This is a genomic window from Mucilaginibacter puniceus (assembly GCF_054783175.1).
The window spans coordinates 1245375-1270232 of the sequence record NZ_BAAGRB010000002.1 but is presented as its reverse complement, the minus strand read 5'-3'; the positions used below and the strand labels follow the sequence as shown (position 1 = coordinate 1270232).

Annotated in this window: 23 protein-coding genes; 18 read left to right on the top strand and 5 right to left on the bottom strand. The window is 40.0% G+C overall.

Going from position 1 to position 24858, the window contains the following annotated elements; all coding sequences use genetic code 11:
• Positions 1-2 precede the first annotated feature (2 nt).
• The 3 genes from ACYVJ6_RS12685 to ACYVJ6_RS12675 form a co-directional block, all read right to left on the bottom strand.
• Positions 3-2801, bottom strand: coding sequence for a TonB-dependent receptor (locus ACYVJ6_RS12685; protein WP_460694438.1), 2799 nt, complete (start codon positions 2799-2801; stop codon positions 3-5).
• 190 nt (positions 2802-2991) lie between these two features.
• Positions 2992-3876, bottom strand: a complete 885-nt coding sequence (locus tag ACYVJ6_RS12680; protein WP_460694437.1) for a hypothetical protein — start codon at positions 3874-3876, stop codon at positions 2992-2994.
• 133 nt (positions 3877-4009) lie between these two features.
• Entirely contained in the window at positions 4010-4921 is a 912-nt protein-coding gene (locus ACYVJ6_RS12675) for a hypothetical protein (RefSeq protein WP_460694436.1), read from the bottom strand.
• A 417-nt stretch (positions 4922-5338) separates the two neighbouring features.
• On the opposite strand from ACYVJ6_RS12675, the gene ACYVJ6_RS12670 reads away from it, so the two are divergent.
• From ACYVJ6_RS12670 to ACYVJ6_RS12585, 18 genes are all read left to right on the top strand, one after another.
• Positions 5339-6607, top strand: a complete 1269-nt coding sequence (locus ACYVJ6_RS12670) for a c-type cytochrome (protein ID WP_460694435.1) — start codon at positions 5339-5341, stop codon at positions 6605-6607.
• A gap of 43 nt (positions 6608-6650) precedes the next feature.
• The gene (locus ACYVJ6_RS12665; protein ID WP_460694434.1) at positions 6651-9689 is read left to right on the top strand and encodes a TAT-variant-translocated molybdopterin oxidoreductase; all 3039 of its coding nucleotides are present in this window, start codon (positions 6651-6653) and stop codon (positions 9687-9689) included.
• Positions 9690-9717: 28 nt separating this feature from the next.
• Complete coding sequence (gene nrfD, locus ACYVJ6_RS12660; protein WP_460694433.1) at positions 9718-11190, top strand: NrfD/PsrC family molybdoenzyme membrane anchor subunit; 1473 nt, start codon at positions 9718-9720, stop codon at positions 11188-11190.
• Positions 11191-11196: 6 nt separating this feature from the next.
• Positions 11197-11733: a DUF3341 domain-containing protein gene (locus ACYVJ6_RS12655; protein ID WP_460694432.1), complete on the top strand. Its 537-nt coding sequence runs from the start codon at positions 11197-11199 to the stop codon at positions 11731-11733.
• Positions 11726-12301, top strand: a complete 576-nt coding sequence (locus ACYVJ6_RS12650; RefSeq protein ID WP_460694431.1) for a c-type cytochrome — start codon at positions 11726-11728, stop codon at positions 12299-12301. The genes ACYVJ6_RS12655 and ACYVJ6_RS12650 overlap by 8 nt, the downstream gene beginning before the upstream one ends.
• A 13-nt stretch (positions 12302-12314) precedes the next feature.
• The gene (locus ACYVJ6_RS12645) at positions 12315-13583 is read left to right on the top strand and encodes a quinol:cytochrome C oxidoreductase (protein ID WP_460694430.1); all 1269 of its coding nucleotides are present in this window, start codon (positions 12315-12317) and stop codon (positions 13581-13583) included.
• Between the two features lie 50 nt (positions 13584-13633).
• Positions 13634-14818 carry a cytochrome c oxidase subunit II gene (locus ACYVJ6_RS12640; protein ID WP_460694429.1) on the top strand — a complete coding sequence of 395 codons (1185 nt, stop codon included), beginning with the start codon at positions 13634-13636 and terminating at the stop codon, positions 14816-14818.
• Between the two features lie 117 nt (positions 14819-14935).
• Entirely contained in the window at positions 14936-16714 is a 1779-nt protein-coding gene (locus ACYVJ6_RS12635; RefSeq protein WP_460694632.1) for a cytochrome c oxidase subunit I, read from the top strand.
• A gap of 123 nt (positions 16715-16837) precedes the next feature.
• Entirely contained in the window at positions 16838-17899 is a 1062-nt protein-coding gene (locus tag ACYVJ6_RS12630; protein WP_460694428.1) for a COX15/CtaA family protein, read from the top strand.
• A complete protein-coding gene (cyoE, locus tag ACYVJ6_RS12625) occupies positions 17896-18753 on the top strand; it encodes a heme o synthase (RefSeq protein ID WP_460694427.1) in 858 nt (285 codons plus the stop codon). Before ACYVJ6_RS12630 ends, cyoE begins: the two co-directional genes overlap by 4 nt.
• Before the next feature lie 4 nt (positions 18754-18757).
• Entirely contained in the window at positions 18758-19336 is a 579-nt protein-coding gene (locus tag ACYVJ6_RS12620) for a cytochrome c oxidase subunit 3 (RefSeq protein ID WP_460694426.1), read from the top strand.
• 22 nt (positions 19337-19358) lie between these two features.
• Positions 19359-20087, top strand: coding sequence for a cytochrome c oxidase subunit 3 (locus ACYVJ6_RS12615; RefSeq protein ID WP_460694425.1), 729 nt, complete (start codon positions 19359-19361; stop codon positions 20085-20087).
• Between the two features lie 32 nt (positions 20088-20119).
• The gene (locus ACYVJ6_RS12610) at positions 20120-20458 is read left to right on the top strand and encodes a cytochrome C oxidase subunit IV family protein (RefSeq protein WP_460694424.1); all 339 of its coding nucleotides are present in this window, start codon (positions 20120-20122) and stop codon (positions 20456-20458) included.
• Entirely contained in the window at positions 20458-21159 is a 702-nt protein-coding gene (locus tag ACYVJ6_RS12605; RefSeq protein WP_460694423.1) for an SCO family protein, read from the top strand. Before ACYVJ6_RS12610 ends, ACYVJ6_RS12605 begins: the two co-directional genes overlap by 1 nt.
• Before the next feature lie 59 nt (positions 21160-21218).
• Positions 21219-21791 carry a DUF420 domain-containing protein gene (locus ACYVJ6_RS12600; protein ID WP_460694422.1) on the top strand — a complete coding sequence of 191 codons (573 nt, stop codon included), beginning with the start codon at positions 21219-21221 and terminating at the stop codon, positions 21789-21791.
• 203 nt (positions 21792-21994) lie between these two features.
• Positions 21995-22273 carry a hypothetical protein gene (locus ACYVJ6_RS12595; protein ID WP_460694421.1) on the top strand — a complete coding sequence of 93 codons (279 nt, stop codon included), beginning with the start codon at positions 21995-21997 and terminating at the stop codon, positions 22271-22273.
• Positions 22274-22317: 44 nt separating this feature from the next.
• Complete coding sequence (locus ACYVJ6_RS12590; RefSeq protein ID WP_460694420.1) at positions 22318-22980, top strand: DUF2461 domain-containing protein; 663 nt, start codon at positions 22318-22320, stop codon at positions 22978-22980.
• Positions 22981-22993: 13 nt separating this feature from the next.
• The gene (locus ACYVJ6_RS12585) at positions 22994-23842 is read left to right on the top strand and encodes an OmpA/MotB family protein (RefSeq protein ID WP_460694419.1); all 849 of its coding nucleotides are present in this window, start codon (positions 22994-22996) and stop codon (positions 23840-23842) included.
• A 135-nt stretch (positions 23843-23977) separates the two neighbouring features.
• Here ACYVJ6_RS12585 and rfbC read toward each other — a convergent pair whose 3' ends face one another.
• Both rfbC and ACYVJ6_RS12575 read right to left on the bottom strand, forming a co-directional pair.
• Positions 23978-24526: a dTDP-4-dehydrorhamnose 3,5-epimerase gene (gene rfbC / locus ACYVJ6_RS12580; protein ID WP_460694418.1), complete on the bottom strand. Its 549-nt coding sequence runs from the start codon at positions 24524-24526 to the stop codon at positions 23978-23980.
• The gene (locus ACYVJ6_RS12575; protein WP_460694417.1) at positions 24526-24828 is read right to left on the bottom strand and encodes a DUF4286 family protein; all 303 of its coding nucleotides are present in this window, start codon (positions 24826-24828) and stop codon (positions 24526-24528) included. The genes rfbC and ACYVJ6_RS12575 overlap by 1 nt, the downstream gene beginning before the upstream one ends.
• Positions 24829-24858 lie beyond the last annotated feature (30 nt).

Below are 24858 nucleotides of genomic sequence, written 5' to 3'. Positions count from 1 at the left end.
AATTAATAAATAAAGCTTCCGTCACCTTTACGTTGTAGGTCCTTTCCGTTACGTTTAGGCCGGCCACCCCAATGTTGGAATTGGGCGCGCAATCCTATCATAAAATAACGGCTTAATGTATTTGACAGGGTGTTAGTTACACGAGTAGGAGTTACTGATTGCTGTACAAAGTTATTTTGCTTTAAAATATCATATACATTGAATGTTAAAAACAGGGCATTTTTCTTGCTCAGTTGCTTTTCTATCCCCGCATTTATTATCAACGGGTTAGTGTTAAGCGGTCCTAAACCTTTAACAAAGTTTTTTGATACGCTGTAATTGGGCCGCCAGTCGCCAAAGAAAAACCTGCCGTCTATTGCTAATGAGGTGGTTTGTAAATTTGTTGTGGCGGAACCTGCCGTTGAAATATAGACGCGTCGAACATTATACGCTATATAGGGGTTCACTTCTATAATTTCGGTGTTTATCCTTGGGCCAAAACGCTGGTTGATCTGCCAGGTGGTGGTATGGTATTGTACATTATTGCCCATAGCCACATCGTAGCCATAATTTACCGACCCGCTAAACAACAGATTATAGCGCTTATCGGCCAATTGCTTGTTAAAGGTATAATTTGCACCAACAGCATGCGATCCGTCAAGATTTACAAAGTTTGTTTCATTAATGTTAATGTCAGCACCACCACTTACTTTTATTCCCGGCCGTAGTATGTTATTGGTTGTTACTTTGTTCTTAATATCCGACGCGTTTACGGTTAAGGTGATGTTTATTTTTGACTCGGGTATGTATTTATCATAGGAGGCACTTACACGATTGGTAAACGTAGGCTTAAGGTTAGGGTTACCAATGATGACATTGAGAGGGTTGGATCTATCAGTAAAAGGTTGTATCTGTTGGAAATCAGGAATAGTATTGTTACCGCTGTAATATAAACCTGCCTTTTCTGTAGCCGAAATATAATAACTAAAGCTCAATACCGGTATCACCCTAAAATTGTTTAAAGAGGATGATACCGTTTGGTTATTATTGTTGTTAACCATGGTGCCGGTTAATGTAGTAGGCAGCATCGATGCCCCTGCAGAAAGCGTTACCCTGTTGGAAGTGTAAGAATAGTTAAGTTGTAAGCGGGTTTCGGTAAACGCGTAGTTGAATATATTGCTTAGCCTGGTAAGCTCCTTTAACTGCCCGTTAGCCTGCACGGTATCTGTTTTGGCTACGTTATCAATTACAGTATGGTTAACAGCGCCTGAAAACTGAATTTGTGATGTTTTTGTAAGCGGCTCTACATAGGTTACCGTTGTATTAAAACGGGTGTTATTGCTTGTTTTGCGGGTTTGCAGGTTGGCTACCGAGTCGGCTCGTAGCTTATTGTTTTGTGTTTCGTCCGCAAAAAAGCTATAGCTGTTATATTGGCGGCCATTCTGTTTAGTGTCATTGCTGTTTATACCCATTTGTACAGATAAATTACGTCTTGGATCCTTAAATATATGCTGATAAAAGCCCGTCATACCGTAAGTAGTATTAAGGGAATTAGTGCTATTAGTACTGTTGGTGGTAAAGTGTTCAAAGGCGGGCCCTAAGTTTCTTATAATGTCATTATATGAGGTATTGTTAACCGTGTTATTGCTGTAATTAAAATTAGGCGTTACCTGGATATTATTGCTTTTATCAAAAGTATGACTATAGTTTAAGGCCGCTCTGTGGCCCTCACTTATTGAATTATTGCTGGTTTCGTTGTTAAAATTACCGGTGTATTTCACATCGGGTGTCGGCCCGGCATAATAGTCTTCGCCAAATTGTTTTTGAATGACCTTGTTATCCGTATAGTTATAGTTATAGCTGGCGGTAAGGTCGGTTTTTGTCCAATGATCGCTATAACTCACGCTTGGGTTGGCACTAAATGTGGTTCCTGCCCCACCGCCGCCGCTTGTGCCTTGTGCTACACCCAATTGCGAATTGCTGATACGCCCGGCTAACCCTATCTGCCGGTTAGCGTTAATGTGGAGTGCGCTAATACTTGCATTGAACCTGTTGTCATTTCCGCCCTGTGCATTTGTGCTGATGGTAGTACCAACAGATCGGTCTGCCTTGGTAGTAACATTCAACATTTTTTCAGGCTCGGTATTTTTTATACCTGTTTTGGCGGCTTGTTCGCCATAGTAATCAACTACCTGGGCCTTTTCAATAATTTCGGCAGGCAACGATTTTGCCATTTGGCTGGCATTGCCACCCAAAAAGTCGCGTCCATTTAGCCGGCCCTTCCCAACAATTTCGCCCTTATAAGTTATGGTTCCAGTATTTGGGTCAATGTAAAAACCGTCCATCTTTTTTAATAATTCATCCAGGGTATCTCCCGGGCGTATCTTATAATCAATGGCTTTATATTCAACAGTATCTTGCTTATACGTTATAGTGGGTTTGCCGTTTATCATCACCTCCCTTAATTCAGTGGCTTTAGGTGTTCCATAATCTATTGGGGTTAAAATAATTTGCTTTTCCAGGTCATTATTGCGCAACAGAACGGTTTGGGCGGGCTGGCCGGGGCGGCTTGTCGTTATGTAAAAGCCTGCCCGTTTCACTTGTTTAAAGGTGAACAAGCCCCGGCTATTGGTAGTGGTAACAAGCGAATCAAGCGGCGACTTAAGGGTCACCGTTACCCCGGCTATCGGGTCTTCATTTTCGTCCCGTACTATACCGGTCACATCCCTAAACTCCAGGGCAGGGGGCGGTTCGGCCGGCTGTTGTGCTGCTAAGTGCAAGCTTATTAAAACTATTGATAGCGTTAAATAAATGGCTTTCATTGGGTTTTGTAATAAAGGTTAGGTTTAGTTTTTGGCTATGCCAGCATGCAACTGACTTGTAGTTGCATATTGGTATGGCCTTTTTTTTAGTTTATAAAAAGCCACAACATATCTCACTCATCTGTGGTGGCTTTAAGCAATTGACCCGTAAAAGCCAAAGTTTTTAATAAATAGATGCTTTAAAGCGCAACTACTTGGCCAATGTATATTCGCCGGTAAAAGATGTTGATGATTGATACTCAAGCACTGTACCCCTAGGATCCCGGCCCGATGGTATATTAGAGGGCGCAGGTGTCGGCGCCGACATATTACCGCCACTATTACCCCTCACAACTGTAACAACGTTGCCACCCATAGGTCTTGCATTTAATGCTTGGCCATTCGCATTCATAGTGATCCCCATTTTAGCTGCGTCGGCTATTGCAGCTTGTCCGTATATTGGTCCCCCTATTACCTGGCCATTTATAGTTATTTTATACGAGAACTTGCCCGCCGCATTGATCTGGCTACGTATCAATTCCAACGGAACGCTCAACTCCACGGTGTAGTTGTCTTTAATGTCAAATTTATGGGATGCCTCAATGCCCAAATCGTTAAACACGGGTATGGTGTCCACATCTTTTACACCACTTACGGTTATAAATCTAAACCGTTTCTCTAAACTGTTATTAGTACCTGCAAGCAGCGTGTCTGAAGAATTCATAGATCCATAACGCCTTACATCCGGAATATTTTTTACAGGCCAGGTAACGCTTATCCCCTTATTATCTTTCACTTTATTATCTACAAAGTTAAAGGTTATCCCCCTTGCAACTATTCTGCTTACCACACCAAAGAATCTGGCGTCATTAGCTTGTACTACTATATATAAATTTTTATCATCGTTAGCCATAGTATATGATAATTCGGTAGTGGGGTTATATGCCTGGAAGCTGTCGCCCCATTCGGTTGGCTTACCATCAATTCTAACATTGGCAGGTGCACGCACACTTTTTTCTTGCACTTTAGGGAGGCTTTGCGCATTTGATTGAAAAAAAGCTAAAGCTGATAATAAAAGAAGAGTTATTTTTTTCATAATAAGGTTATTAGGTTAATGTATCCGGTTTAGAATTGGTATAGAACGAATATATTAGTTTACTATTATATATCAAAGTAATTATTCGGTTACAGTAAATACGGCAAATATTTAGCGCCTTTTTTATGCAAAGCTACTTGGCTAAAGTATATTCGCCGGTAAAAGATGTTGATGATTGATACTCAAGCACACCCGGCTCCGAGGACGGCATTGCCGATGCAACCTGCATATTAGAAGGCGCAGCTATCGGCGCCGACATACTACCGCCACCACCGCCACTCACAACTCTAATTGTTTGGCCATTCATTGTTATAGTTCCCCCTCCGGAAGAAATTATTTTTGCAATTGCAGCTTGACTGGCTAAAGCTCTTTCTCCTAATACTTGCGCCCCTACTGCCGCGCCATTTATTGTCATTTTATAAGTGAAGGTATTTGCCGTATTGATCTGGCTACGTATCAATTCCAATGGAATGCTCAACTCCAGGTTGTAGTTTTCTTTCTGGTCATATTTATGGAATGCTTCAATGCCCAAATCGTTAAATACGGGTATGGTGTCCACATCTTTTACACCACTTACGGTTATAAATTTAAACCGTTTCTCTAAACTGTTATTGACAGCTTTAAGCAGCGAATCGGACACATCAGTTTTTTTGCCGTTAACACGATTCTCCAAAAACATATAACGCCTTACATCCGGAATATTTTTTACCGGCCAGGTAACGCTTATCCCCTTATTATCTTTTACTTTATTATCTACAAAGGTAAAAGTTATCCCCCTTGCAAATATTCTGCTTGTCACGCCGTAGAATCTTGAGTCATTAGCTTGTACGGTTATATACAAATTTTTATCATCGTTGGCCATGGTGTATGATAATTCGGTAGTGGGGTTATAAGCCTGGAAACTGTCGCCCCATTCGGTTGGCTTACCATCAATTCTGACATTGGCAGGTGCGCGCACACTTTTTTCTTGCACTTTTGGCAGGCTTTGCGCATTTGATTGTAAAAAAGCTAAAGCTGATAATAAAAGAAGAGTTATTTTTTTCATAATAAGGTTATTAGGTTAATGTATCCGGTTTACAATTGATATAGAACGAATATATTAGTTTACTATTATATATCAAAGTAGTTATTAAGTTACAGCTTATAGGAGCTAGTATTCAGTATATATGGACTAGTATTTAGCGCTTTTAAAAAATCAAAAGTTCAAATCGGCCAATAGCTAAAAATGCCAATATTCATAATTAACCATTTATTGTATTGCGTATTTTATTGATTTACAACCTCTTTTTTTAGCAACTTTTAATTTATTTAGAACGATTATAAATTATTTATTACTGTCATTTATTTGTCAGCGATACTGTAATAAATTATACTTTTGTGGCTGAAAAAACGGGGGATATTATACGTCTGACTGCACTTTCAAAAACATTTGTACAATAATTATTTAGCACACATACACTTTATGAGGAGTATCTCATTGATTTTTAAACAATTCTCAAGGTCAGTTTTATTGCTCGCCTGTTTTGCTGTTTGGGGATTTTCTGCTCAGGCACAAGGAGACCCTGCGAAAGGCGAGGCTATATTCAAGCAAAATTGTGGGGCTTGTCATAAAATTGACGTCCGCGTAGCGGGTCCGGCATTGGGGCCTATTATGGCATCTGAAACTGATGACCAATGGTTAACCAAATGGATACAGAATAGCCAGGCTTTGGTTCAGGCCGGCGACGCTAAGGCAGTAAAAATTTTCAAGGAGTATAATGAGGCAGTGATGCCGGCACAAGCCGTATCTGATGCAGAGGCAGCAGACGTTATTGCTTATGTACGTGCCGACTGGAAAAAGATGGAGGATGCTAAAGCTGCTGCTCCTGCCGGTGGTGCTGTTGCCGAAGATAAAGGCCCAAGCGAATTGGTTATTTGGGGTTTGATAGCGGTTATAGTTATAGCATTTATAGTTATACTGGTATTAAATAAAGTAATTGCCACTTTAGAGCGTTTATTGTCAAAAAACAAAACCCTTATCATTGAAGAAGAGGTTGTTGATGCAGACGGGGTTGAAGTTGATAAATTTGCAGGATTAAAGAAGCTGGCCAAGAATAAGAAATTTGTATTTTTTGTTTTACTATGTGGTTTTGTAGGTATGGGTAGCTGGACATGGGTTACTTTATGGAACACCAACGTACACCAGGGTTATCAACCGGTACAGCCTATCAAATACTCGCACGAGTTGCACGCGGGTATCATGAAAATTGAGTGCCAGTATTGCCACAGCGGTGCATTTAAATCAAAAAATGCTTCTATACCATCATTAAACGTGTGTATGAACTGCCATAAGGTAGTTAAAACAGAATCGCCTGAAATTCATAAAATATATGACGCTTTAGGATATGATCCTGAAACACAAAAATATGACGAGGCTAAATCAAGGCCAATACAGTGGGTGCGTATACATAACCTGCCCGATTTTGCTTACTTTAATCACTCGCAACACGTAACCGTTGGCGGTATTAAATGCCAAACTTGCCATGGCCCTATTGAAACAATGGCCGAGGTTAAACAATACGCGCCACTTACCATGAAATGGTGTATACAGTGCCACAAACGTACCGAGATCAACATCAAAGGAAACGCTCATTACGAGAACATGATACACGTACATGACCTGATCAAAAAAGGCGGTAAGGTTACTGAAGCCATGATGGGCGGTTTAGAGTGCGGTAAGTGCCATTATTAATTAATAGAGAACAGCATTACGGTTTATATATTATATAGCTTAAATGGATAGCAATAAAAAATACTGGAAAGGTTTAGAAGAACTAAACAAAACACCGGAATTTGTTGAGAACAATAAAAACGAATTCGCTGAACCTATTCCTATCGAAGATGTTTTAAGCGGAGGTGGATTGTTGGGTAAAACCCCGCGTCGCGACTTTTTAAAGGCGGTAGGTTTTGGCGTTGGTGCCGTTACCCTGGCTGCTTGTCAAAAAGTGCCGGTAAACAAATCTATACCATACTTAATTAAACCCGAAGAGGTTACCCCGGGTGTAGCTAACTACTATACTTCAACTTATGAGGGCCATGCCATTTTGGTTAAAACCCGCGAGGGCCGCCCTATTAAGGTTGAAGGTAACCCTAAAGATATTATGGGCCGTGGCGGACTAAGCGCACAGGCACAAGCATCAGTATTGGACCTGTATGACGTTAACCGCTTAAAAGGCCCAATGCGTGATGGCAATAGCCAGGACTGGGGTACTATTGACTCTTTTGTAAAAAGCGAACTTGCTGCAATAGTTGCAAGTGGTAAACAAATACGTATCATTTCATCTACTATTCACAGCCCTTCAACAGTTGCTGTAATTGATGAATTTATAGCCGCATATCCTACTGCAAAACATATTGCTTATGATGCAGTATCCTATACAGGTATTATACAGGCCAACCAAAATAGCTTTGGCAGATCTGTTTTACCTCATTACAATTTTGATAAAGCCGATGTCATTGTAAGCTTTGATGCCGATTTCCTTGGAACATGGATATCTCCAAACGAGTTTACCGCGCAGTACGTACAAAACCGTAACGCGAAATCGCTTGAGGCGAAAAAAATGTCTCGCCATATCCAGTTTGAAACAGGTATGAGTTTGACAGGTACCAACGCGGATGTGCGTATACCAATTAAACCATCAGAACAAGGCATTGCTTTAATTAATTTATACAATGCAATTACAGGCACTACTTTAACCGGAAGTAAAAAACTGGATAACAATGCTGCTAATGCTGCAATTGCGGTTGTAGCTAAAGAGCTACAGGCTGCCAAAGGCAGGGCCTTAGTGGTATGTGGCTCAAATGATGTAGCTACACAAGTTTTAGTTAATGCCATTAACGCGGCATTAGGCAGTTACGGCACTACTATTGATTTGGATAACTATTCAAACCAATATGTAGGTAATGATGCACAGTTTACTGAGTTTTTAGGCGAATTGAAAGCGGGTGTAGTTGGCGCAGTATTGTTTTTAGATGCTAATCCGGTTTATGATTATCATAATGCTCCTGAATTAACCAACGCCTTAGCCAAAGTACGTCTTAAATTATCTTTCTCAGATCATAAAGATGAAACTGCCTCTATATGTAATGTAATTGCTCCAAACCACCACTATTTAGAGTCATGGGGCGATGATAACATTAAAGAAGGCTATTACACCATAATACAACCTACTATTAACCCGGTGTATAACACACGCCAGGCCGAGCAAAGTTTAATGGTATGGTCTGAAAGCGAAATACCTGATTATTACAGTTATGTAAGAAACATTTGGGAGGGTAACTTCCTGGATATGGCTGGCTTAAGCGGTCAGTCTGGTTGGGAAACTGTATTGCAAAATGGTTTTATCAGTGTGCCAACAGCACCTGCTAAAGCTTATGCGTTTACACAAGATGTTAATGCTGTTGCAGGTACCATTATAGCACACAGCGCGCAAATTGCAGCAGGCGACAATAAATTAGAGATACAACTTTATCAAAGCGCAGCCATGCGCGATGGTAAACGTGCCAACAACCCATGGTTGCAGGAATTGCCAGATCCGGTATCAAAAGTAACCTGGGATAACTTTGCAGCTATATCATACACCGACCTGAAGAGATTAAACCTTGCCGAAGGTGATGTAATAAGTATTGATGTTAACAATCAAACTATTGCTTTACCGGTATTATTACAACCCGGCCAGGCAGAAGGTGCAATATCTATCGCATTGGGTTATGGCCGTACAGCGGCAGGCCCGGTAGGCGATAATGTAGGTAAAAACGCATATCCGTTCTGTGCTTTACGTAATGGTACAGTACAAACTACTAACGTTGGTACGGTAACTGCAACCGGCGATAATATTGAGTTGGCTCAAACCCAAACTCACCACTCGTACGAAGGGCGTAACGTTATACGCGAAACTACTTTAAAAGATTATTTAAAAGACCCACATTCAGGCAGCGGCCATGGCGAAGAGCATAAAACTTATAGCTTATGGAACGAGTATGAGCGCCCTGTTTACAATTGGGTAATGGCTATCGATCTTAATGCTTGTACCGGTTGCGGTGCTTGTGTTGTAGCTTGTAATGCCGAAAATAACGTGCCTGTAGTTGGACGTGACGAGGTTCGCCGCCGCCGCGAAATGCACTGGATACGTATTGACCGTTACTACAGCTTTAACGAGGGTGGTAAATCGGTAACCAAAGAAAAAGAAATTGCGCACCTGGATAACATGAATAATGTATCTGTGGTACACCAGCCAATGCTTTGCCAGCACTGTGATCATGCACCTTGCGAAACTGTTTGTCCGGTATTAGCTACCGTTCACTCGTCTGAAGGTTTAAACCACATGGCTTATAACCGTTGCGTAGGTACACGCTATTGCGCTAATAACTGCCCGTACAAAGTACGTCGCTTTAACTGGTTCAACTACTGGAACGATTCTCGTTTTGATAACTACCTGAACAACGAGCATACACAATTAGTATTAAATCCGGATGTTACTACACGTTTCCGTGGGGTAATGGAAAAATGCAGTATGTGTATCCAACGTATACAGTTAGGTAAGCTTAACGCTAAATTAGAGAAACGCCCGGTTGCCGATGGTGATATCAAAATGGCTTGCCAGCAAACTTGCCCAGCCAACGCTATCATATTTGGTAATGCTAATGATCCTGAATCAGAAGTATCAAAAGCATTAAAAAGCGAAAGAACTTATTACGTTCTGGAAGAATTAAATGTACAGCCGGGTATAGGTTACCAGGTTAAGGTTAGAAACGTAGCTGAATTAGGAGCTTAATCATTACACAGAGATTTAGATTTAAAATATGGCATCTCATAATGAATCAATAATAAGGGAACCGTTAATTACGGGTAACGACATCACGTATGCTAAAATTACCAATGATGTACTTTTACCCGTTGAGAACAAACCCAATAAAGCATGGTGGATAGGTTTTATCATATCATCATTAGGCGCATTACTTTGGGTGTTTGCCGTTAGCTACACCTTTTGGTTTGGTATTGGCGCGTGGGGACTAAACAAAACAGTTGGATGGGCCTGGGATATTACCGGTTTCGTATGGTGGGTAGGTATTGGTCACGCCGGTACTTTGATCTCGGCCGTATTGTTACTGTTCCGTCAAAACTGGCGTAACTCCATTAACCGCTCTGCCGAGGCGATGACCATCTTCGCGGTAATTTGCGCGGCTACTTACGTGGTATCGCACATGGGCCGCCCGTGGATGGCGTTATACACTTTACCATTACCTAACCAATATGGTTCGTTATGGGTTAACTTTAACTCGCCGCTGGTTTGGGACGTATTCGCAATATCAACTTACTTCTCGGTATCATTAGTATTCTGGTACACCGGTTTATTGCCTGATATTGCTACCATTCGTGACCGTGCACAAGGCTTACGTCGCCGTATATATTCTGTTCTTTCTTTCGGATGGACAGGTTCAGTAAAAACATGGCAGCGTTTTGAAACCGTATCATTAATATTAGCAGGTATATCTACACCACTGGTACTATCGGTACACACCATTGTATCAATGGACTTTGCAACATCATTAGAGCCGGGATGGCACACTACCATCTTCCCTCCATACTTCGTTGCGGGTGCTATCTTCTCTGGTTTCGCCATGGTGCAAACCTTATTATTGGTAGCCCGTAAAGTATTAGGATTAGAGAACTACATTACCATGTTCCATATTGAATCAATGAATAAGATCATCATCTTAACAGGTTCAATAGTGGGTGTGGCTTATATCACCGAGTTTTTCATCGCCTGGTATTCAGGTGTGGAGTATGAGCAATATGCTTTCATTAACCGTGCTACCGGTCCGTACTGGTGGGCATACTGGAGCATGATGTCATGTAACGTTATCAGCCCGCAGTTATTCTGGTTCAAAAAATTACGTACCAGCATCGCTTTCTCATGGGTACTATCAATAGTAGTAAACATAGGTATGTGGTTTGAGCGTTTTGTGATCATCGTTACTTCATTACACCGCGATTATATTCCATCAAGCTGGGCCATGTTTTATCCAACCTGGGTTGATGTGAGTGTATTTATAGGTTCAATAGGTGTATTCTTTACTTTGTTCCTGTTATTTATAAGAGTATTGCCTTCAATTGCTATGGCCGAAGTGAAATTATTACTGAAAAGCTCAAGCGAGCAGGCTAAGAAGAAAGTATTGGCAGAGGGCCATGTTGACCCAACGCACGCGCAATTCTATAAAGAATCATTAGAGAAATTTGACAGTGTTGATATTAAGGAATACGAAAACGCATAAACGAAAATGAGCAGCACCAAATATATTTTAGGCCTTTTTGATGATCCCGATGATATGATGACCGGGATTGACAAACTACAGAAAAATAGTGTTCCTATTTATGATGTATATACACCAATGCCTATACACGGTATTGAAGCAAAATTAGGTATCAAAGAGTCACGCTTAGGTTACGCAGCTTTTATGTTTGGCTGTTTAGGCGGTACCGTAATATTCAGCCTGGTTTACTATTTTATGGTTCATGACTGGCCGATGAATATAGGCGGCAAACCAAATTTTGCCGTGCCGGATTTTATCCCGGTTACGTTTGAGTGGACCGTGTTATTTACCGCGTTTGGTATGACATTTACCTTCTTTTACGCTACGCACCTTTTTCCTGGACGTGCGCCACGTGTAATGGACTTTAGAGCAACTGATGATCGTTTTGTTATCGCCATTGATGCTAAAGGAAATGTGCCTCATGAAGACATCACCAATTTATTAAAAGAAGCAGGAGCAGTAGAAGTTAAGCATAACGACAGAAAATATGTTAGCTATGAATAAATTTAGAATATTGGGTACAGCGGTTATTACTATTGCAGCATCGATTGTAATTACATCATGCCACGATAAAAGGAGTACCGGATGGGAGTATGCCCCCAATATGTATAGACACCTTGCTTATGATCCGGATCAGAAAAACCCGAATTTTAAGGATGGTAAAACAGCACAGGTACCACCCGCCGGTACTGTACCGGTAGGCTTTGTAAAATTTGATTATCCAAATACTGTAGAAGGTATGGAGCAGGCAAGTGCCGAAGTTACCAACCCGCTTGCATTGACTGCTCAAAACCTGGCTGATGGCGAGGTATTGTATAAAAGTTTTTGCTCGCCGTGTCATGGTGCTACCGGCCAGGGTGATGGTTTAGTAGTCGCGCATGGTTTCCCGGCGCCACCATCATACTCTACCGGTCAATCAACACGTGGTGGTGCTATGAAAGATATAAACGACGGCAGATTATACCATACAATTACTTACGGCTATAACGCTATGGGCTCATACGCTTCACAGTTGTCGCCACAGGAGCGTTGGAAGGTAATTATGTACGTTCACAAATTACAAACTTTATAAGAATTAGAATTTAATGAAGACTCATAATAGTTTTGACGAACAATTTGAATTTACAGGGACTGTTAAAACCTGGAGCTTAATTGCTATTGTTATAGGAGTTGTAGCCATTGCATTCGGATTTCTTACGGGTAGTATTGAACGCACATTTGCCAATTTATTGCTAATGGGCTATTACTTTACTTGCGTATGCTTATGCGGCGTTTTCTTTTGCGCCGTACAGTATGTGGCACAGGCCGGATGGTCGGCTTCAATAATACGTATTCCACAGGCATTTATTAAAGTGTTGCCTATCGCTGCTACTATATTGGTTATTGTAGCTATTGCCGGTTTATCATTTACCCACCACGGTGTAAACGAAGAAGGCAAAGAAGTTGTTGAACCTTATTTATATAAAGTTTGGGGAGCCGCCGGCGTATCAACAGAAGGCAGCGAAAACTATGATCACATCATCGCAGGTAAATCATCATTTTTAAATATCCCTTTCTTCTTTATCCGTTTAATTGGCTTTTTAGCATGTTACACCATATTTGGGTTGCTGTTTGTAAAATACTCTAAAAACGAAGACGAAGTAGGTGGCATGTTCAACTATGAGAAGAGCTTTAAAATGGCTTGTATCTTCCTGGTAATATTTGGTTTTACTACGCCAATATTTGCCTTTGATGTTATTATGTCATTAGATGCGCATTGGTTCTCTACCTTATTTGGGTGGTACAACTTTGCAGCTATGTGGGTAAGCGGCCTTGCAATAATTACGCTGGTAATAATTTACCTCAGAAACCAGGGCTACATACAGTGGGTTACGCAAAACCACTTACATAGTATGGGCCAGTTAATATTTGGTTTCTCAGTATTCTGGACTTATTTATGGTTTGCCCAGTTCTTGCTTATCTATTACGCTAACTTACCTGAAGAGGCGGTGTATTTTTACAAAAGATGGGAGCCTGAATTTAAACCATGGTTTTGGTTTAACATAGTGATTAACTTTTGTGCGCCGTTATTAATATTAATGACACGCGATTCAAAACGTAGCACAAGCGTATTAAAAACAGTATGTATCATACTGGTAATTGGCCACTGGTTAGATTATTTTATGATGATAATGCCAGGTACCGTGGGACCACAAACACACTGGTATACTGAGTTTGGCTTGATAGAGTTAGGTGTATTTTTAGGCTTCGCCGGATTATTTACCTACCTGGTATTAAATGCGGTAAGTAAATTTAAATTGCTTGCGCCGGTAAACCATCCTTTCCTGGAGGAAAGCTTACATCACCACATATAATAATTGTTAAATTTGCAACAAATACAAGAATACCAAACACAAACATTACAATGGGATTCAGAAGACTTATAAATTCTAAAAAATTAATTTCGCTTTTTGCGGTGTTTGCCCTATTTGGAACAAGCCTGCTAATGGCACAGGATGCTGCCGCAACCGCACCAGATGCTGCTGCTAAACCAAGTGTTTGGTTAGGCGTCGGCTACTATACTTTGCTGTTTTTGGTATTATGCTTTGTAGTAGCCATTATAGGTAAAATTTTAAAGGTGTATGACCTTTCGCAACAGATACAAAACAAAAAGCCTTTAAACTGGAACAATGTAATGGCAACTATTTGCATTATATTCCTGGTTGTAGGTTTATATGGTGCTTATTGGTCGCTTACAGAGCAAGGCAGCATGGGTTTGGGCGAATCAGCATCTGCACATGGTGTAAAGATCGATCAGATGTTTAACACAACAACTATCCTTACGCTAATTGTGTTTTTTATTACGCAGATAGCGTTATTTGTATTTCTTTATTTATACAGAGGATCAGATAAGCGCAAAGCATACTTTTTACCGCACAACAATACCATTGAAAAAGTTTGGACAATTGCCCCGGCCATTGTATTAACCATATTAGTAGTATTTGGATTTTTCACCTGGCAGGAAATTACCAACAGTACCGATGGTAAAGGCGAGTCATCAATTAACATTGATGTTACCGGTAAACAGTTTGAGTGGATGTTAAGATATGCAGGTGCCGATGATAAATTAGGAGCTACCAGCTATAAATTGGTAGGTGGTACTAATGCAATGGGTATTGATTACAAAGACAAAAACGCGTTTGATGATTTAAAGGCTGATACATTAGTTATTCCGGTTAACAGATCTATAAGGTTAAATATACACGCACAGGATGTTATACATAGCGTTTACATGCCTCACTTTAGGCTGCAGTTAAATGCGGTACCCGGCTTGCCTACTTATTTTAGGTTTACGCCAACTATTACCACTAACGAAATGCGTAACAAAACTGACAACCCTAAATTTGAATACCTGCTTTATTGCAACAAAATATGCGGAGTAAGCCATTACAATATGCAAAAAGTTGTACGTGTGGTTTCTGAAGCAGAGTACAACCAATGGATCGCAAACCAAAAACCGTATTTAACCGACCAGTTAAAAAGCGAATTAAAACTTGCAGCAGAGAAAAGTAATACATCAACTAACAACAGATTAGCGTTAAACAATTAATTAGCGATTATGTCAACAGCAACAGTTCAGGATCACGGAGTAGCACATCACGAAGATGGTCACGAGCATCATCACGATACCTTCCTGACCAAATATATTTTTAGTCAGGATCACAAAATGATTGCCAAGCAATTCCTGATAACAGGGATAACCATGGCATTTATTGCAATGAGCTTGTCTATTTTATTCAGGATACAATTAGCTTATCCGGATAAAGCATTCCCGTTATTAGAAACATTATTAGGCCGTTTTGCGCCTGAGGGCCGTATGAGTGCTGACTTTTATATGTCATTGGTAACTATACACGGTACCATCATGGTATTCTTTGTATTAACAGCCGGCTTAAGCGGTACGTTTAGTAACCTGTTAATACCATTACAGGTTGGTGCGCGTGATATGGCATCGCCTTTTATGAATATGCTGTCATACTGGTTCTTCTTTATGGCTTGTTGTATCATGCTGGCTTCATTCTTTGTACAAAAGGGCCCTGCAAGCGGTGGCTGGACAGTATATCCGCCATTATCAGCATTGCCAAAAGCTATGCCCGGTTCTGACCAGGGGATGACCCTATGGCTAATAAGTATGGTGCTGTTTGTAGCATCATCACTAATGGGTGGTATCAACTATGTAAGTACGGTACTAAACATGCGTACCAAAGGTATGGACCTTTGGAAAATGCCTTTAACTATCTGGGCGTTCTTTTTAACAGCTATATTAGGTGTTTTGGCTTTCCCGGTTTTAGTTGCAGGTGTGGTATTATTAATATTTGACCGCAGCTTTGGTACCAGCTTCTACCTGTCAGACATTGTACTGGCAGGGCAGGTTATGCCATTTGAGGGCGGTAGTCCAATCTTGTTTCAACACTTGTTCTGGTTCCTGGGTCACCCTGAGGTATATATTGTAATTATGCCGGCAATGGGTATCGCGTCAGAGGTTATGTCAGTAAACTCACGTAAACCAATTTTTGGTTACCATGCCATGGTTTACTCATTAATAGGTATTACCGTACTATCATTTATAGTATGGGGTCACCACATGTTTGTAACGGGTATGAATCCGTTCCTGGGTGGTGTGTTCATGATCACTACATTGATCATTGCGGTACCATCAGCAGTAAAAACATTTAACTGGCTGGCTACCTTATGGCGAGGCAATATCAGGTTTACACCGGCTATGTTATTTGCAATAGGTATGGTGTCTTTCTTTATCTCAGGTGGTTTAACCGGTATATTTTTAGGTAACGCTGCGTTAGATATTAACCTGCATGATACTTACTTTGTGGTAGCTCACTTCCACCTGGTAATGGGTTCGGCTGCTATATTTGGTATGCTTTGCGGTGTTTATCACTGGTTCCCTAAAATGTTTGGCCGTTTAATGGATACCAAATTAGGTTATCTGCATTTTTGGTTAACGTTTATTGGCGCTTACCTGGTATTTTTCCCAATGCACTTTATGGGCTTAGATGGTGTACCACGTAGATATTATGCCTTTACAGAGTTTGCTTCAATGGAGCGTTGGTTATCTGTAAATATGTTTATAACCTGGGCAGCTATTATTTCGGGTTTAGCACAGGTTGCATTTTTATACAACTTTGTAACCTCTATATTTTGGGGTAAAAAGACAACTCAAAACCCTTGGAGTGCAAATACCTTAGAGTGGACCGCACCTATTGAGCATTTCCATGGCAACTGGCCGGGCGAGATCCCAACCGTTTACCGTTGGCCGTATGACTATAGCAAACCGGGTCAGGATGATGGTGATTTTATACCACAAACTACTCCGTTTTCACAAACTATGAACTCAAATGTTCCGAGTGATTTTGAGGACAATATATCAGCCCTTGAAGAACAACAAAAATGGGCAAATGCACAAAAAGCTAACGAGCAAGTAAAGTAATAAAATGTCCATGGTCCATAGCCCATGGTTTATAGTCGGTGATATTTAATCTATTATGTCATCATCGCCCATAGCCAAGTGCCATGGACCATCGACTATAAACTATGGGCTATTTATATTTAGATGAGCAAAGTAACCGCCAAAACAAGGTTTCAAAAATTTAATTTACTAAGTATTGTTGCACTTTTTGCTGTGATATTGGCAGGAGGAATAGTGCGCAGTACAGGCTCGGGTATGGGCTGTCCTGATTGGCCCAAATGCTTTACACGATATATTCCACCAACCGATGTTTCACAATTACCTGCCGACTATAAGCAGAAGTATGTAGATGGACGTATGGCTAAAAACCAAAAGTTTGCCCATACACTTGACCTATTGGGTTATGATGATCTGGCACGCCGCATACGCGAAGACAGGTCAATATTAATACCCGAGGAGTTTAACGCTGCTAAAACCTGGGTTGAATACGGCAACCGTTTGGTAGGTGTTGTGTCAGGGATATTCTTATTGCTTACTGCCGTATATTCTTTTAGTTATTGGGCAACCAATAAATGGATTCCTTTTTTAAGTGTGTTTAATTTAATACTGATAGGTTTCCAGGGATGGCTGGGGTCAATAGTAGTATCAACCAACCTTATAGCCTGGATAATTACCGTCCACTTGTTATTGGCTTTAGCTATTGTAGCTATAGCTATTACCACCTATCATTTAGCAAAAGTGCATGGCAGGCCAAAGCTGCGTGTTAATGTGGTAACACAAATAGCTACTTTATTGGCATTGATACTTAGCATTGCACAAATTACATTCGGCACCGAGGTGCGCGAAAAAATTGACGCGGTATCAAGCCGCCTGCAAGGTGGCTACCGTGAAGATTGGATACGTAATGCCGGCGAAATATTTGTACATCATCGTGATGTAGCTATAATTGTACTGGTTGTTAACATCATATTATATGCTTTGATAAAAAGAGGGTTTGGTAAACACTCTATACAGCAACAATTAATGAGCTTTACTTTTTTAATGCTTATACTGCAAATTGTTACCGGCTTATTATTATCATATATGGCATTACCGCCTTATGCACAGGCGGCGCATATTTTACTGGCAAGCCTTTTATTTGGCGCGCAGTTTTATTTGCTGTTAAATTTATATAGATCAGTTAGTACACAGGAGGCACGAAGATGAGGTGGAGCAATTTTACAAAACTGATCAAACTGCGGTTAACCCTATTAGTGGTTTTTTCGGCGTCAATATCTTACTTAATAGGCTGTAAAGTAAACGGCGTTATTATGTGGGGTAATTGGTCGTTGCTCATACTGGGCGGTTTCCTGGTTACCTCGGCAGCTAATTGCTTTAATGAGATTATTGAGAAGGATCTTGATAAGTTGATGAAACGCACCAAAGACAGGCCCATCCCGGCAGGTAATATGACAACCGGACAGGCATTGGTAATGGGTTTAGGCATGGGCATATCAGGCACCTACGTTTTAGGCAGTTTGAATATTTTAACAGGATTATTATCAGTATTCTCCATATTACTATATGCATTTGCTTATACGCCTTTAAAGCGTAAATCGCCAATAGCGGTTTTTGTGGGTGCTATACCGGGCGCATTGCCACCATTAATTGGGTATGTAGCGGCATATGGTAAAATTGATGTGATCGCGTTAATATTATTCGGGATACAGTTTGTATGGCAGTTTCCGCATTTTTGGGCAATTGCCTGGGTATTGGATGATGATTATAAACTGGCGGGTTTCAGGTTATTGCCCACCGGCGAAAGAGATAAGGTGAGTGCAATAATTACCTTTATATTTACTTTAATATTGCTGCCCGTTAGTTTATTGCCAACTTTATATGGCTTTGGCGGTTACTTTGTAGGTGGTGTATCATTAGTATGCAGTTTGGTGTTTTTATATCAGGCTTTTAATTTGATGCGTACCTTGCAGATCGAGGCAGCACGCAAACTAATGTTCGGTTCGTTTTTATACTTGCCGGTAGTGCAGTTAATGTTTTTATTTGATTTTTTAGGAAAGTGAAGTGATGGCACAAATACAACAAGAAGATAAATTAGCCTTAGGCCCAAAAAAATTCAACATGTGGATATTCATATTCACATCGTTTATGTTTTTTGCGGCACTTACCAGCGGATTTATTGTTTATATCGGCGGCAGATCGCATGCCCTGAACATAACACTACCCGGCGTTTTTGGCTACAGCACCGCTGTTTTAGTAATTAGCAGCATAACCTTATTTATAGCTTCAAGGGCAACCGTGCGTTTACAATTTGACCGACAAAGGCTATTTTTATGGCTTACATTGTGTTTAGGTATTGTTTTCCTGGTGCTTCAGGTATATGGATGGTACTTGTTGGCGTATAAAATGCAAGTGTATTTTACTAACACCAATGCGGCACAATCATTCATTTATGTATTTACTTTAAGCCATTTATTACACATTATAGCCGGATTATTACTGCTGGCAAACACACTTAGAGGAAGCTATAAGAATATCCCGCAGGTTAAAAATCTGTTCGGCATGGAAATGTCAGCTATTTTTTGGCATTTTGTCGATATTATATGGATTTATCTGTATGTTTTTTTACTTTTGAACCAAAATTAACAACCCTATATTCAACTACAAAATGAGTGCAACAGTATCACCAATAGATGAAGTAAAAACCACCCCGTGGGCCGGAGGCAGATCTCCGTTTAATGTGGAGTATGGTAAGATAATGATGTGGTTTTTTCTCCTTTCGGATGCATTTACTTTTTCATCACTATTGATCTCTTACGGCGCCCTGCGTTTTAGCGCGGTTACCTGGCCCGGAGCTGATAAAGTATTCCAATCAGTACCGTTAACAAGTATTGAGCATGGCGCACCGCTTGTATTTGTGGGTATCATGACGTTTATTTTGATCATGAGTTCGGTTACGATGGTGTTGGCTGTTGAGGCCGGTCATCGTAACGCAAAAAAGGAAGTTATAACCTGGATGTTATTGACAGTTGTAGGCGGGTTGATGTTTTTGGGCTGTCAGGCTTTAGAGTGGACACACTTACACCACGAAGGTTTTTGGTGGTCAAAAATTCCAACCAATTTAGAAACCTTACAAGAGTTTTTTAAGGAAGGAACTCCTTTAGTGGCGCAGCAAACATCGGCTCACCAGTTTGCTAATTTATTTTTTACTATTACAGGTTTCCACGGTTTCCACGTATTTACCGGGGTTATTATTAATATTATAATTACCATCAATGTTTTAGTAGGTACTTATGAAAGGCGCGGAAGCTATTTAATGGTAGAGAAAGTAGGCCTTTACTGGCACTTTGTAGATTTAGTGTGGGTATTTGTATTTACCTTCTTTTATTTAGTCTGAGAAATTTAAAATAATATTAAACTGATTTATATATGTCATCAGAAACTACAGAAGTTCATCACGACGAGGAACACGAATCAATGACCAGGGGCGGAATATGGAAGGTGTTTTTCATATTATTAGCCATAACCTGTGTTGAGTTTTTTATAGCGCTTTATTTAGTGCCTAACGGACACATTGCTATTAATATAGCCAACCCGGTATATATTGTTTTAACATTGGCTAAAGCATTTTATATAGTGGCTTATTTTATGCACTTAAAATTTGAGCGAATAGGTTTAATGCTGGCTATTATAGTGCCTATCCTTTTTATAATAGGTTTGATACTGGTACTTACCAATGAAAGTAACTACTGGTTTGGCCTGAGATAATGCACAAATTCAGGTTACTGAAAAAAATAATAATCCTGGGGCTTATACTGGCTTTACCAGGATTTTTATATTATTTACTTACCGAAAAGGGCAAAAACAGATATAAACCACTGCCAATTTACGGCCCCAAGCACTTAGCTAAAACCAGCCATAAATTTCATGGCAAAATTATACCGGATACTATTTTTCATACCATAGCTGATTTTAATTTAATTGATCAGGATGGCAAACCGGTATCGTTTAAAAACTTTGAAAAGAAAATATTGGTGGTGAACTTTTTTTACACCAGTTGCCCAACACTTTGCCACACAGTAAACGCCAATGTGGATAGCTTGTCTGAAAACTATGGCAAAAACAAAATGGTTTATTTTGCTTCGGTAACAGTTGATCCGCAGCGTGACAAAGGGGAGATTTTAAAAGCCTACGCCAATAAAAATACGCCATTGTCGCCCAAGCGATTATTTTTAACAGGCGACACCACCACTATATATAACTTTGCACGTAAAGGGCTATTGGTTGATGCCTTGCAAACAGGCGAGGATGATTTTATATATAGTAACAAACTTATACTTGTGGATAGCGAAAGGCGGATCAGGGGGTATTACTCCGGCGAATTAAGGACCGATGCTGCCCGCCTGAATGATGAGATTAAAGTATTAATTGCAGAAGAATTACGTAAAAACGATAAACCCCTTTATTAGCATTGGAGAATTGGTATCAATCACTAATTCGCTAATTCGCTCATTCAATAATTAAAAAAATGACTGATAAATTTATATTCCGATTTGTTGCTGCCGTATCCATATTTGTATTTGTAGTAGTTTTTATTTTGAGCCTTAAAATAGTACCCAAGCCGGCGGTAATACCATCATTTGTATGGTTTTTGCCAACGCTTAATGCTATTATAAATGGTACGTGTACAGTACTATTGCTTATATCTTTATACTACATCAAAAACCTAAATATTCAAATGCATAAGCGCATCAATATTGTTGCGTTTGTGTTATCATCATTATTCCTGGTTTCGTACATTTTATTTCACTGGTTGGGTCCCGAAACAAAATATGCAGATTTAAACAGAGACGGTATAGCTACTCCTGAAGAAAAAGCACAAGTGGGTAGTATAGTATATGTGTATTACACAATTTTAATAACACACATTATACTTGCAGCGGGTGTTTTACCGTTAATTTTACTAAGCTTTTACCGCGGCCTGCAAATGCAGGTTGAAAAGCATAAAAAACTGGTGAGATGGGCGTTCCCGGTATGGTTGTATGTTACCGTTACCGGGGTGATAGTTTACTTAATGATATCGCCTTATTATAACTTTTAGACTCACCCTCCCGATAATTATCGGGACTACGCTGGTCGACCCTCTCTTCGCCGTTGGCGTAAAGAGGGTAGTTGGGAAATGAAAACCCTCTTTACCGCTTGCGGAAGAGAGGGTGGTTGAGCAAAGCAAAGACCGGGTGAGTCAATCGCAAAGCGATAATTAGATAATAGTAAACTCTAACCATAATTAACTAATTTTGTATCATGGCAAAAGCGTTAAAATTTGTTATCATATTATTTGTTGTTAGCCTGCTGGCGGGCAGTGTGCAAACTATTAGCGCACAATGTGCCATGTGTACAGTATCGGTAGAGTCAAATGCCAAAAGTGGAAGCACGACCACCAAAGGCTTAAACAATGGTATTATGTATTTACTGGCCGCGCCATATTTAGCCATTGGGGTTGTTGGTTTTGTATGGTATAAAAAATACCGTCGTAAAAGTATCCCTATTCAAATGCGGGGCGAAAAGCTGCATTTAAACTAAGCACTTTATTACCTATTTATAATCATTGTTCTATTTAGATATCGATGATACAGCAGCAAACGCTTGAGTTTTTAAAGGAATTAGCAGACAATAACAACCGCGAATGGTTTCAGGTTAATAAGGGCCGCTATGATAAAGCCCGTGAGAATGTTATTGAGTTTGTTGGCGAAATAATCCCGCTGCTACACAAAGTTGATCCAAGCGTAGCTACCGACCTTGACCCTAAAAAATGCGTAATGCGTATTTACCGCGATATCCGCTTCAGTAAAAACAAAACACCCTATAAAAACAACTTTGGGGTAAGCTTTCCTACTTTAAACTCAAAACTTGGTGGCGTAGAATATTATTTGCATATTCAACCGGGCAAGTCATTTATTGCCGGTGGTTACTGGATGCCCGAGGCCCCACATTTAAAAGCGATAAGGCAGGAGATAGATTATAATGCAGCCGAGTTAAAAGCTATAATTGATGATCAGGAATTTGTTAAACTATTTGGCGATTTCAGGAGCCAGGATCAATTAAAAACTGTGCCGCGTGAGTATACTGCAGACAACGAAAATATTGATCTGTTGAAGCTGAAAAGTTTTATAGTATCGCATCAGATAAATGATAAACAACTGTTAAAAGCAGATTGCCCTGCGTATATTGCAAATGTATGCAGTAAGATATACCCCATGAATGTTTTTTTAAAAAATGCGATCAATTAATTAAATCAAGATCATGAAATTAAAATATTTTTTATTTGCCGGTTTAATAGGAGTAATGCTGCAATCATGCGTAGTGCTATCAAGCAAAAAGTATAAAGCCATATTAGCCGCGCAGGATTCATTAACCACCCGTACCGGTACATTGGAAGCAGAAGTAGCTAAACTACAATCAGACACGGCCCGTTTGCACCGTGAAATAGCAGGGTTAAAAGGTAATCTGGCCGATTTGCAAACCCAATACAATACCCTTAATGACAACTACGCTAAGCTGAATGCCAACTTTAACTCATCATCATCAAAAGTTAGCCAGTTATCTGCCGATCTGCAAAAAAGAGAGGCCCGCTTAAAAGAGGTGGAGGATATTTTGCGCAAGCGTGATGAGGCCAGCAATGCCCTTAAAGATAAACTGCAAAAAGCATTGTTAGGCTTTCAGCAAAATGGTTTAACGGTTGATATGCGCAACGGCAAGGTGTATGTATCATTAACCGATAAATTACTTTTCCCATCAGGCAGTATAGTTATTGATGAGCGTGGAAAATCAGCCTTAAAGCAATTAGCAGCCGTGTTAAATAAGGAACCTGATATTAACATAGCTGTTGAGGGCCATACCGATAATAAAAAGATAATTAACCTGGGACAAATAAAAGATAACTGGGACCTAAGTGTATTGCGGGCCACATCCGTAAGCCGTTATTTAACCGAGGTTGAAAATATAGATCCACACCGCTTAACAGCTACAGGTAAAGGCGAGTATCAACCTATTGATAACGGCAATACAGCTGAGGCCCTTTCAAAAAATCGCCGTATCGAGATTGTACTAAGCCCTAAATTAGACGAGTTGTATAATTTGATAAGTAAATAAACAGCTATACTTGTCATCTCGAGCCGCAGTGAGAGATCTATACATATTCGAATTAGCATGTGTATAGATTTTTTCGCTACGCTCAAGAGAATGGTCTTATCGTTCCTTGTTCGAAATGACAGTGGGGAGGAGGTGCTAAAACGGACTATCCCAATCAGCAAACAAAGGCAACACTTCGTCCTTTGGCGATATAATTATATCAGCTTCGTTTAGGCCCCAATTTATTGCCAGGGTAGGGTCATTCCATTTTACGCCAACTTCACATTCTTTGCTGTAATAATTGTTTACCTTATAAGCAAAAATGGTATTATCTTCCAGCGTAGCAAAACCATGTAAAAAGCCCTCGGGAATTAAAAGCTGTAATTGGTTTTCGCCACTTAATTCAATAGCTTCATATTGGCCAAAAGTTGGCGAGTTTTTGCGCACATCCACAACTACATCCAAAACACGACCCTGAATAACTCTAACCAGTTTTGCCTGAGTGTACGGGGATTTTTGAGCATGTAAACCCCTTACCGCACCTTTATGTGAAAACGATTGATTGTCCTGAACAAAATCTATATCAATGCCAGCGTTAGTAAATTTGGCTTTACTATAACTTTCAAAAAAATACCCGCGCCCATCCGGAAAAATTTGAGGTTCAATTATTAATAAACCGGGTAATTTGGTTTTAGTAACTTTCATTAATTTAAAGCTTGCATTATGGTGTTAAATAGCACAAATTTATTTTCAAATTTTTGCTGGTGTATGGCTTGAAAATTTAACTGGTGATTGTTTTTAAACCGATTGTAATTGTCAAGATCGGATGCGTGATACTGTATACAGTACGTAACACCTTCATTAGGCGAATCAATTACCTTTAATATGCGATAAGAGTTGAATAAGCCGGTTTTTAATATCGCAGGGATATGTACCGTTTCCATCCAGTTTAACCACTCTTTGTAAATGCTTTCGTCTACAATTATGGTTTCATTATAAATGATCATGGCGCAAAAATACAAATTGCAGCGCACTCA

What these genes read in the sequence shown, in the direction of transcription:
- ACYVJ6_RS12685 (WP_460694438.1), bottom strand. Translation starts at nt 2,801, where the DNA reads ATGAAAGCCATTTATTTAACGCTATCAATAGTTTTAATAAGCTTGCAC.
- ACYVJ6_RS12680 (WP_460694437.1), bottom strand. Translation starts at nt 3,876, where the DNA reads ATGAAAAAAATAACTCTTCTTTTATTATCAGCTTTAGCTTTTTTTCAA.
- ACYVJ6_RS12675 (WP_460694436.1), bottom strand. Translation starts at nt 4,921, where the DNA reads ATGAAAAAAATAACTCTTCTTTTATTATCAGCTTTAGCTTTTTTACAA.
- ACYVJ6_RS12670 (WP_460694435.1), top strand. Translation starts at nt 5,339, where the DNA reads ATGAGGAGTATCTCATTGATTTTTAAACAATTCTCAAGGTCAGTTTTA.
- ACYVJ6_RS12665 (WP_460694434.1), top strand. Translation starts at nt 6,651, where the DNA reads ATGGATAGCAATAAAAAATACTGGAAAGGTTTAGAAGAACTAAACAAA.
- nrfD (WP_460694433.1), top strand. Translation starts at nt 9,718, where the DNA reads ATGGCATCTCATAATGAATCAATAATAAGGGAACCGTTAATTACGGGT.
- ACYVJ6_RS12655 (WP_460694432.1), top strand. Translation starts at nt 11,197, where the DNA reads ATGAGCAGCACCAAATATATTTTAGGCCTTTTTGATGATCCCGATGAT.
- ACYVJ6_RS12650 (WP_460694431.1), top strand. Translation starts at nt 11,726, where the DNA reads ATGAATAAATTTAGAATATTGGGTACAGCGGTTATTACTATTGCAGCA.
- ACYVJ6_RS12645 (WP_460694430.1), top strand. Translation starts at nt 12,315, where the DNA reads ATGAAGACTCATAATAGTTTTGACGAACAATTTGAATTTACAGGGACT.
- ACYVJ6_RS12640 (WP_460694429.1), top strand. Translation starts at nt 13,634, where the DNA reads ATGGGATTCAGAAGACTTATAAATTCTAAAAAATTAATTTCGCTTTTT.
- ACYVJ6_RS12635 (WP_460694632.1), top strand. Translation starts at nt 14,936, where the DNA reads ATGATTGCCAAGCAATTCCTGATAACAGGGATAACCATGGCATTTATT.
- ACYVJ6_RS12630 (WP_460694428.1), top strand. Translation starts at nt 16,838, where the DNA reads ATGAGCAAAGTAACCGCCAAAACAAGGTTTCAAAAATTTAATTTACTA.
- cyoE (WP_460694427.1), top strand. Translation starts at nt 17,896, where the DNA reads ATGAGGTGGAGCAATTTTACAAAACTGATCAAACTGCGGTTAACCCTA.
- ACYVJ6_RS12620 (WP_460694426.1), top strand. Translation starts at nt 18,758, where the DNA reads ATGGCACAAATACAACAAGAAGATAAATTAGCCTTAGGCCCAAAAAAA.
- ACYVJ6_RS12615 (WP_460694425.1), top strand. Translation starts at nt 19,359, where the DNA reads ATGAGTGCAACAGTATCACCAATAGATGAAGTAAAAACCACCCCGTGG.
- ACYVJ6_RS12610 (WP_460694424.1), top strand. Translation starts at nt 20,120, where the DNA reads ATGTCATCAGAAACTACAGAAGTTCATCACGACGAGGAACACGAATCA.
- ACYVJ6_RS12605 (WP_460694423.1), top strand. Translation starts at nt 20,458, where the DNA reads ATGCACAAATTCAGGTTACTGAAAAAAATAATAATCCTGGGGCTTATA.
- ACYVJ6_RS12600 (WP_460694422.1), top strand. Translation starts at nt 21,219, where the DNA reads ATGACTGATAAATTTATATTCCGATTTGTTGCTGCCGTATCCATATTT.
- ACYVJ6_RS12595 (WP_460694421.1), top strand. Translation starts at nt 21,995, where the DNA reads ATGGCAAAAGCGTTAAAATTTGTTATCATATTATTTGTTGTTAGCCTG.
- ACYVJ6_RS12590 (WP_460694420.1), top strand. Translation starts at nt 22,318, where the DNA reads ATGATACAGCAGCAAACGCTTGAGTTTTTAAAGGAATTAGCAGACAAT.
- ACYVJ6_RS12585 (WP_460694419.1), top strand. Translation starts at nt 22,994, where the DNA reads ATGAAATTAAAATATTTTTTATTTGCCGGTTTAATAGGAGTAATGCTG.
- rfbC (WP_460694418.1), bottom strand. Translation starts at nt 24,526, where the DNA reads ATGAAAGTTACTAAAACCAAATTACCCGGTTTATTAATAATTGAACCT.
- ACYVJ6_RS12575 (WP_460694417.1), bottom strand. Translation starts at nt 24,828, where the DNA reads ATGATCATTTATAATGAAACCATAATTGTAGACGAAAGCATTTACAAA.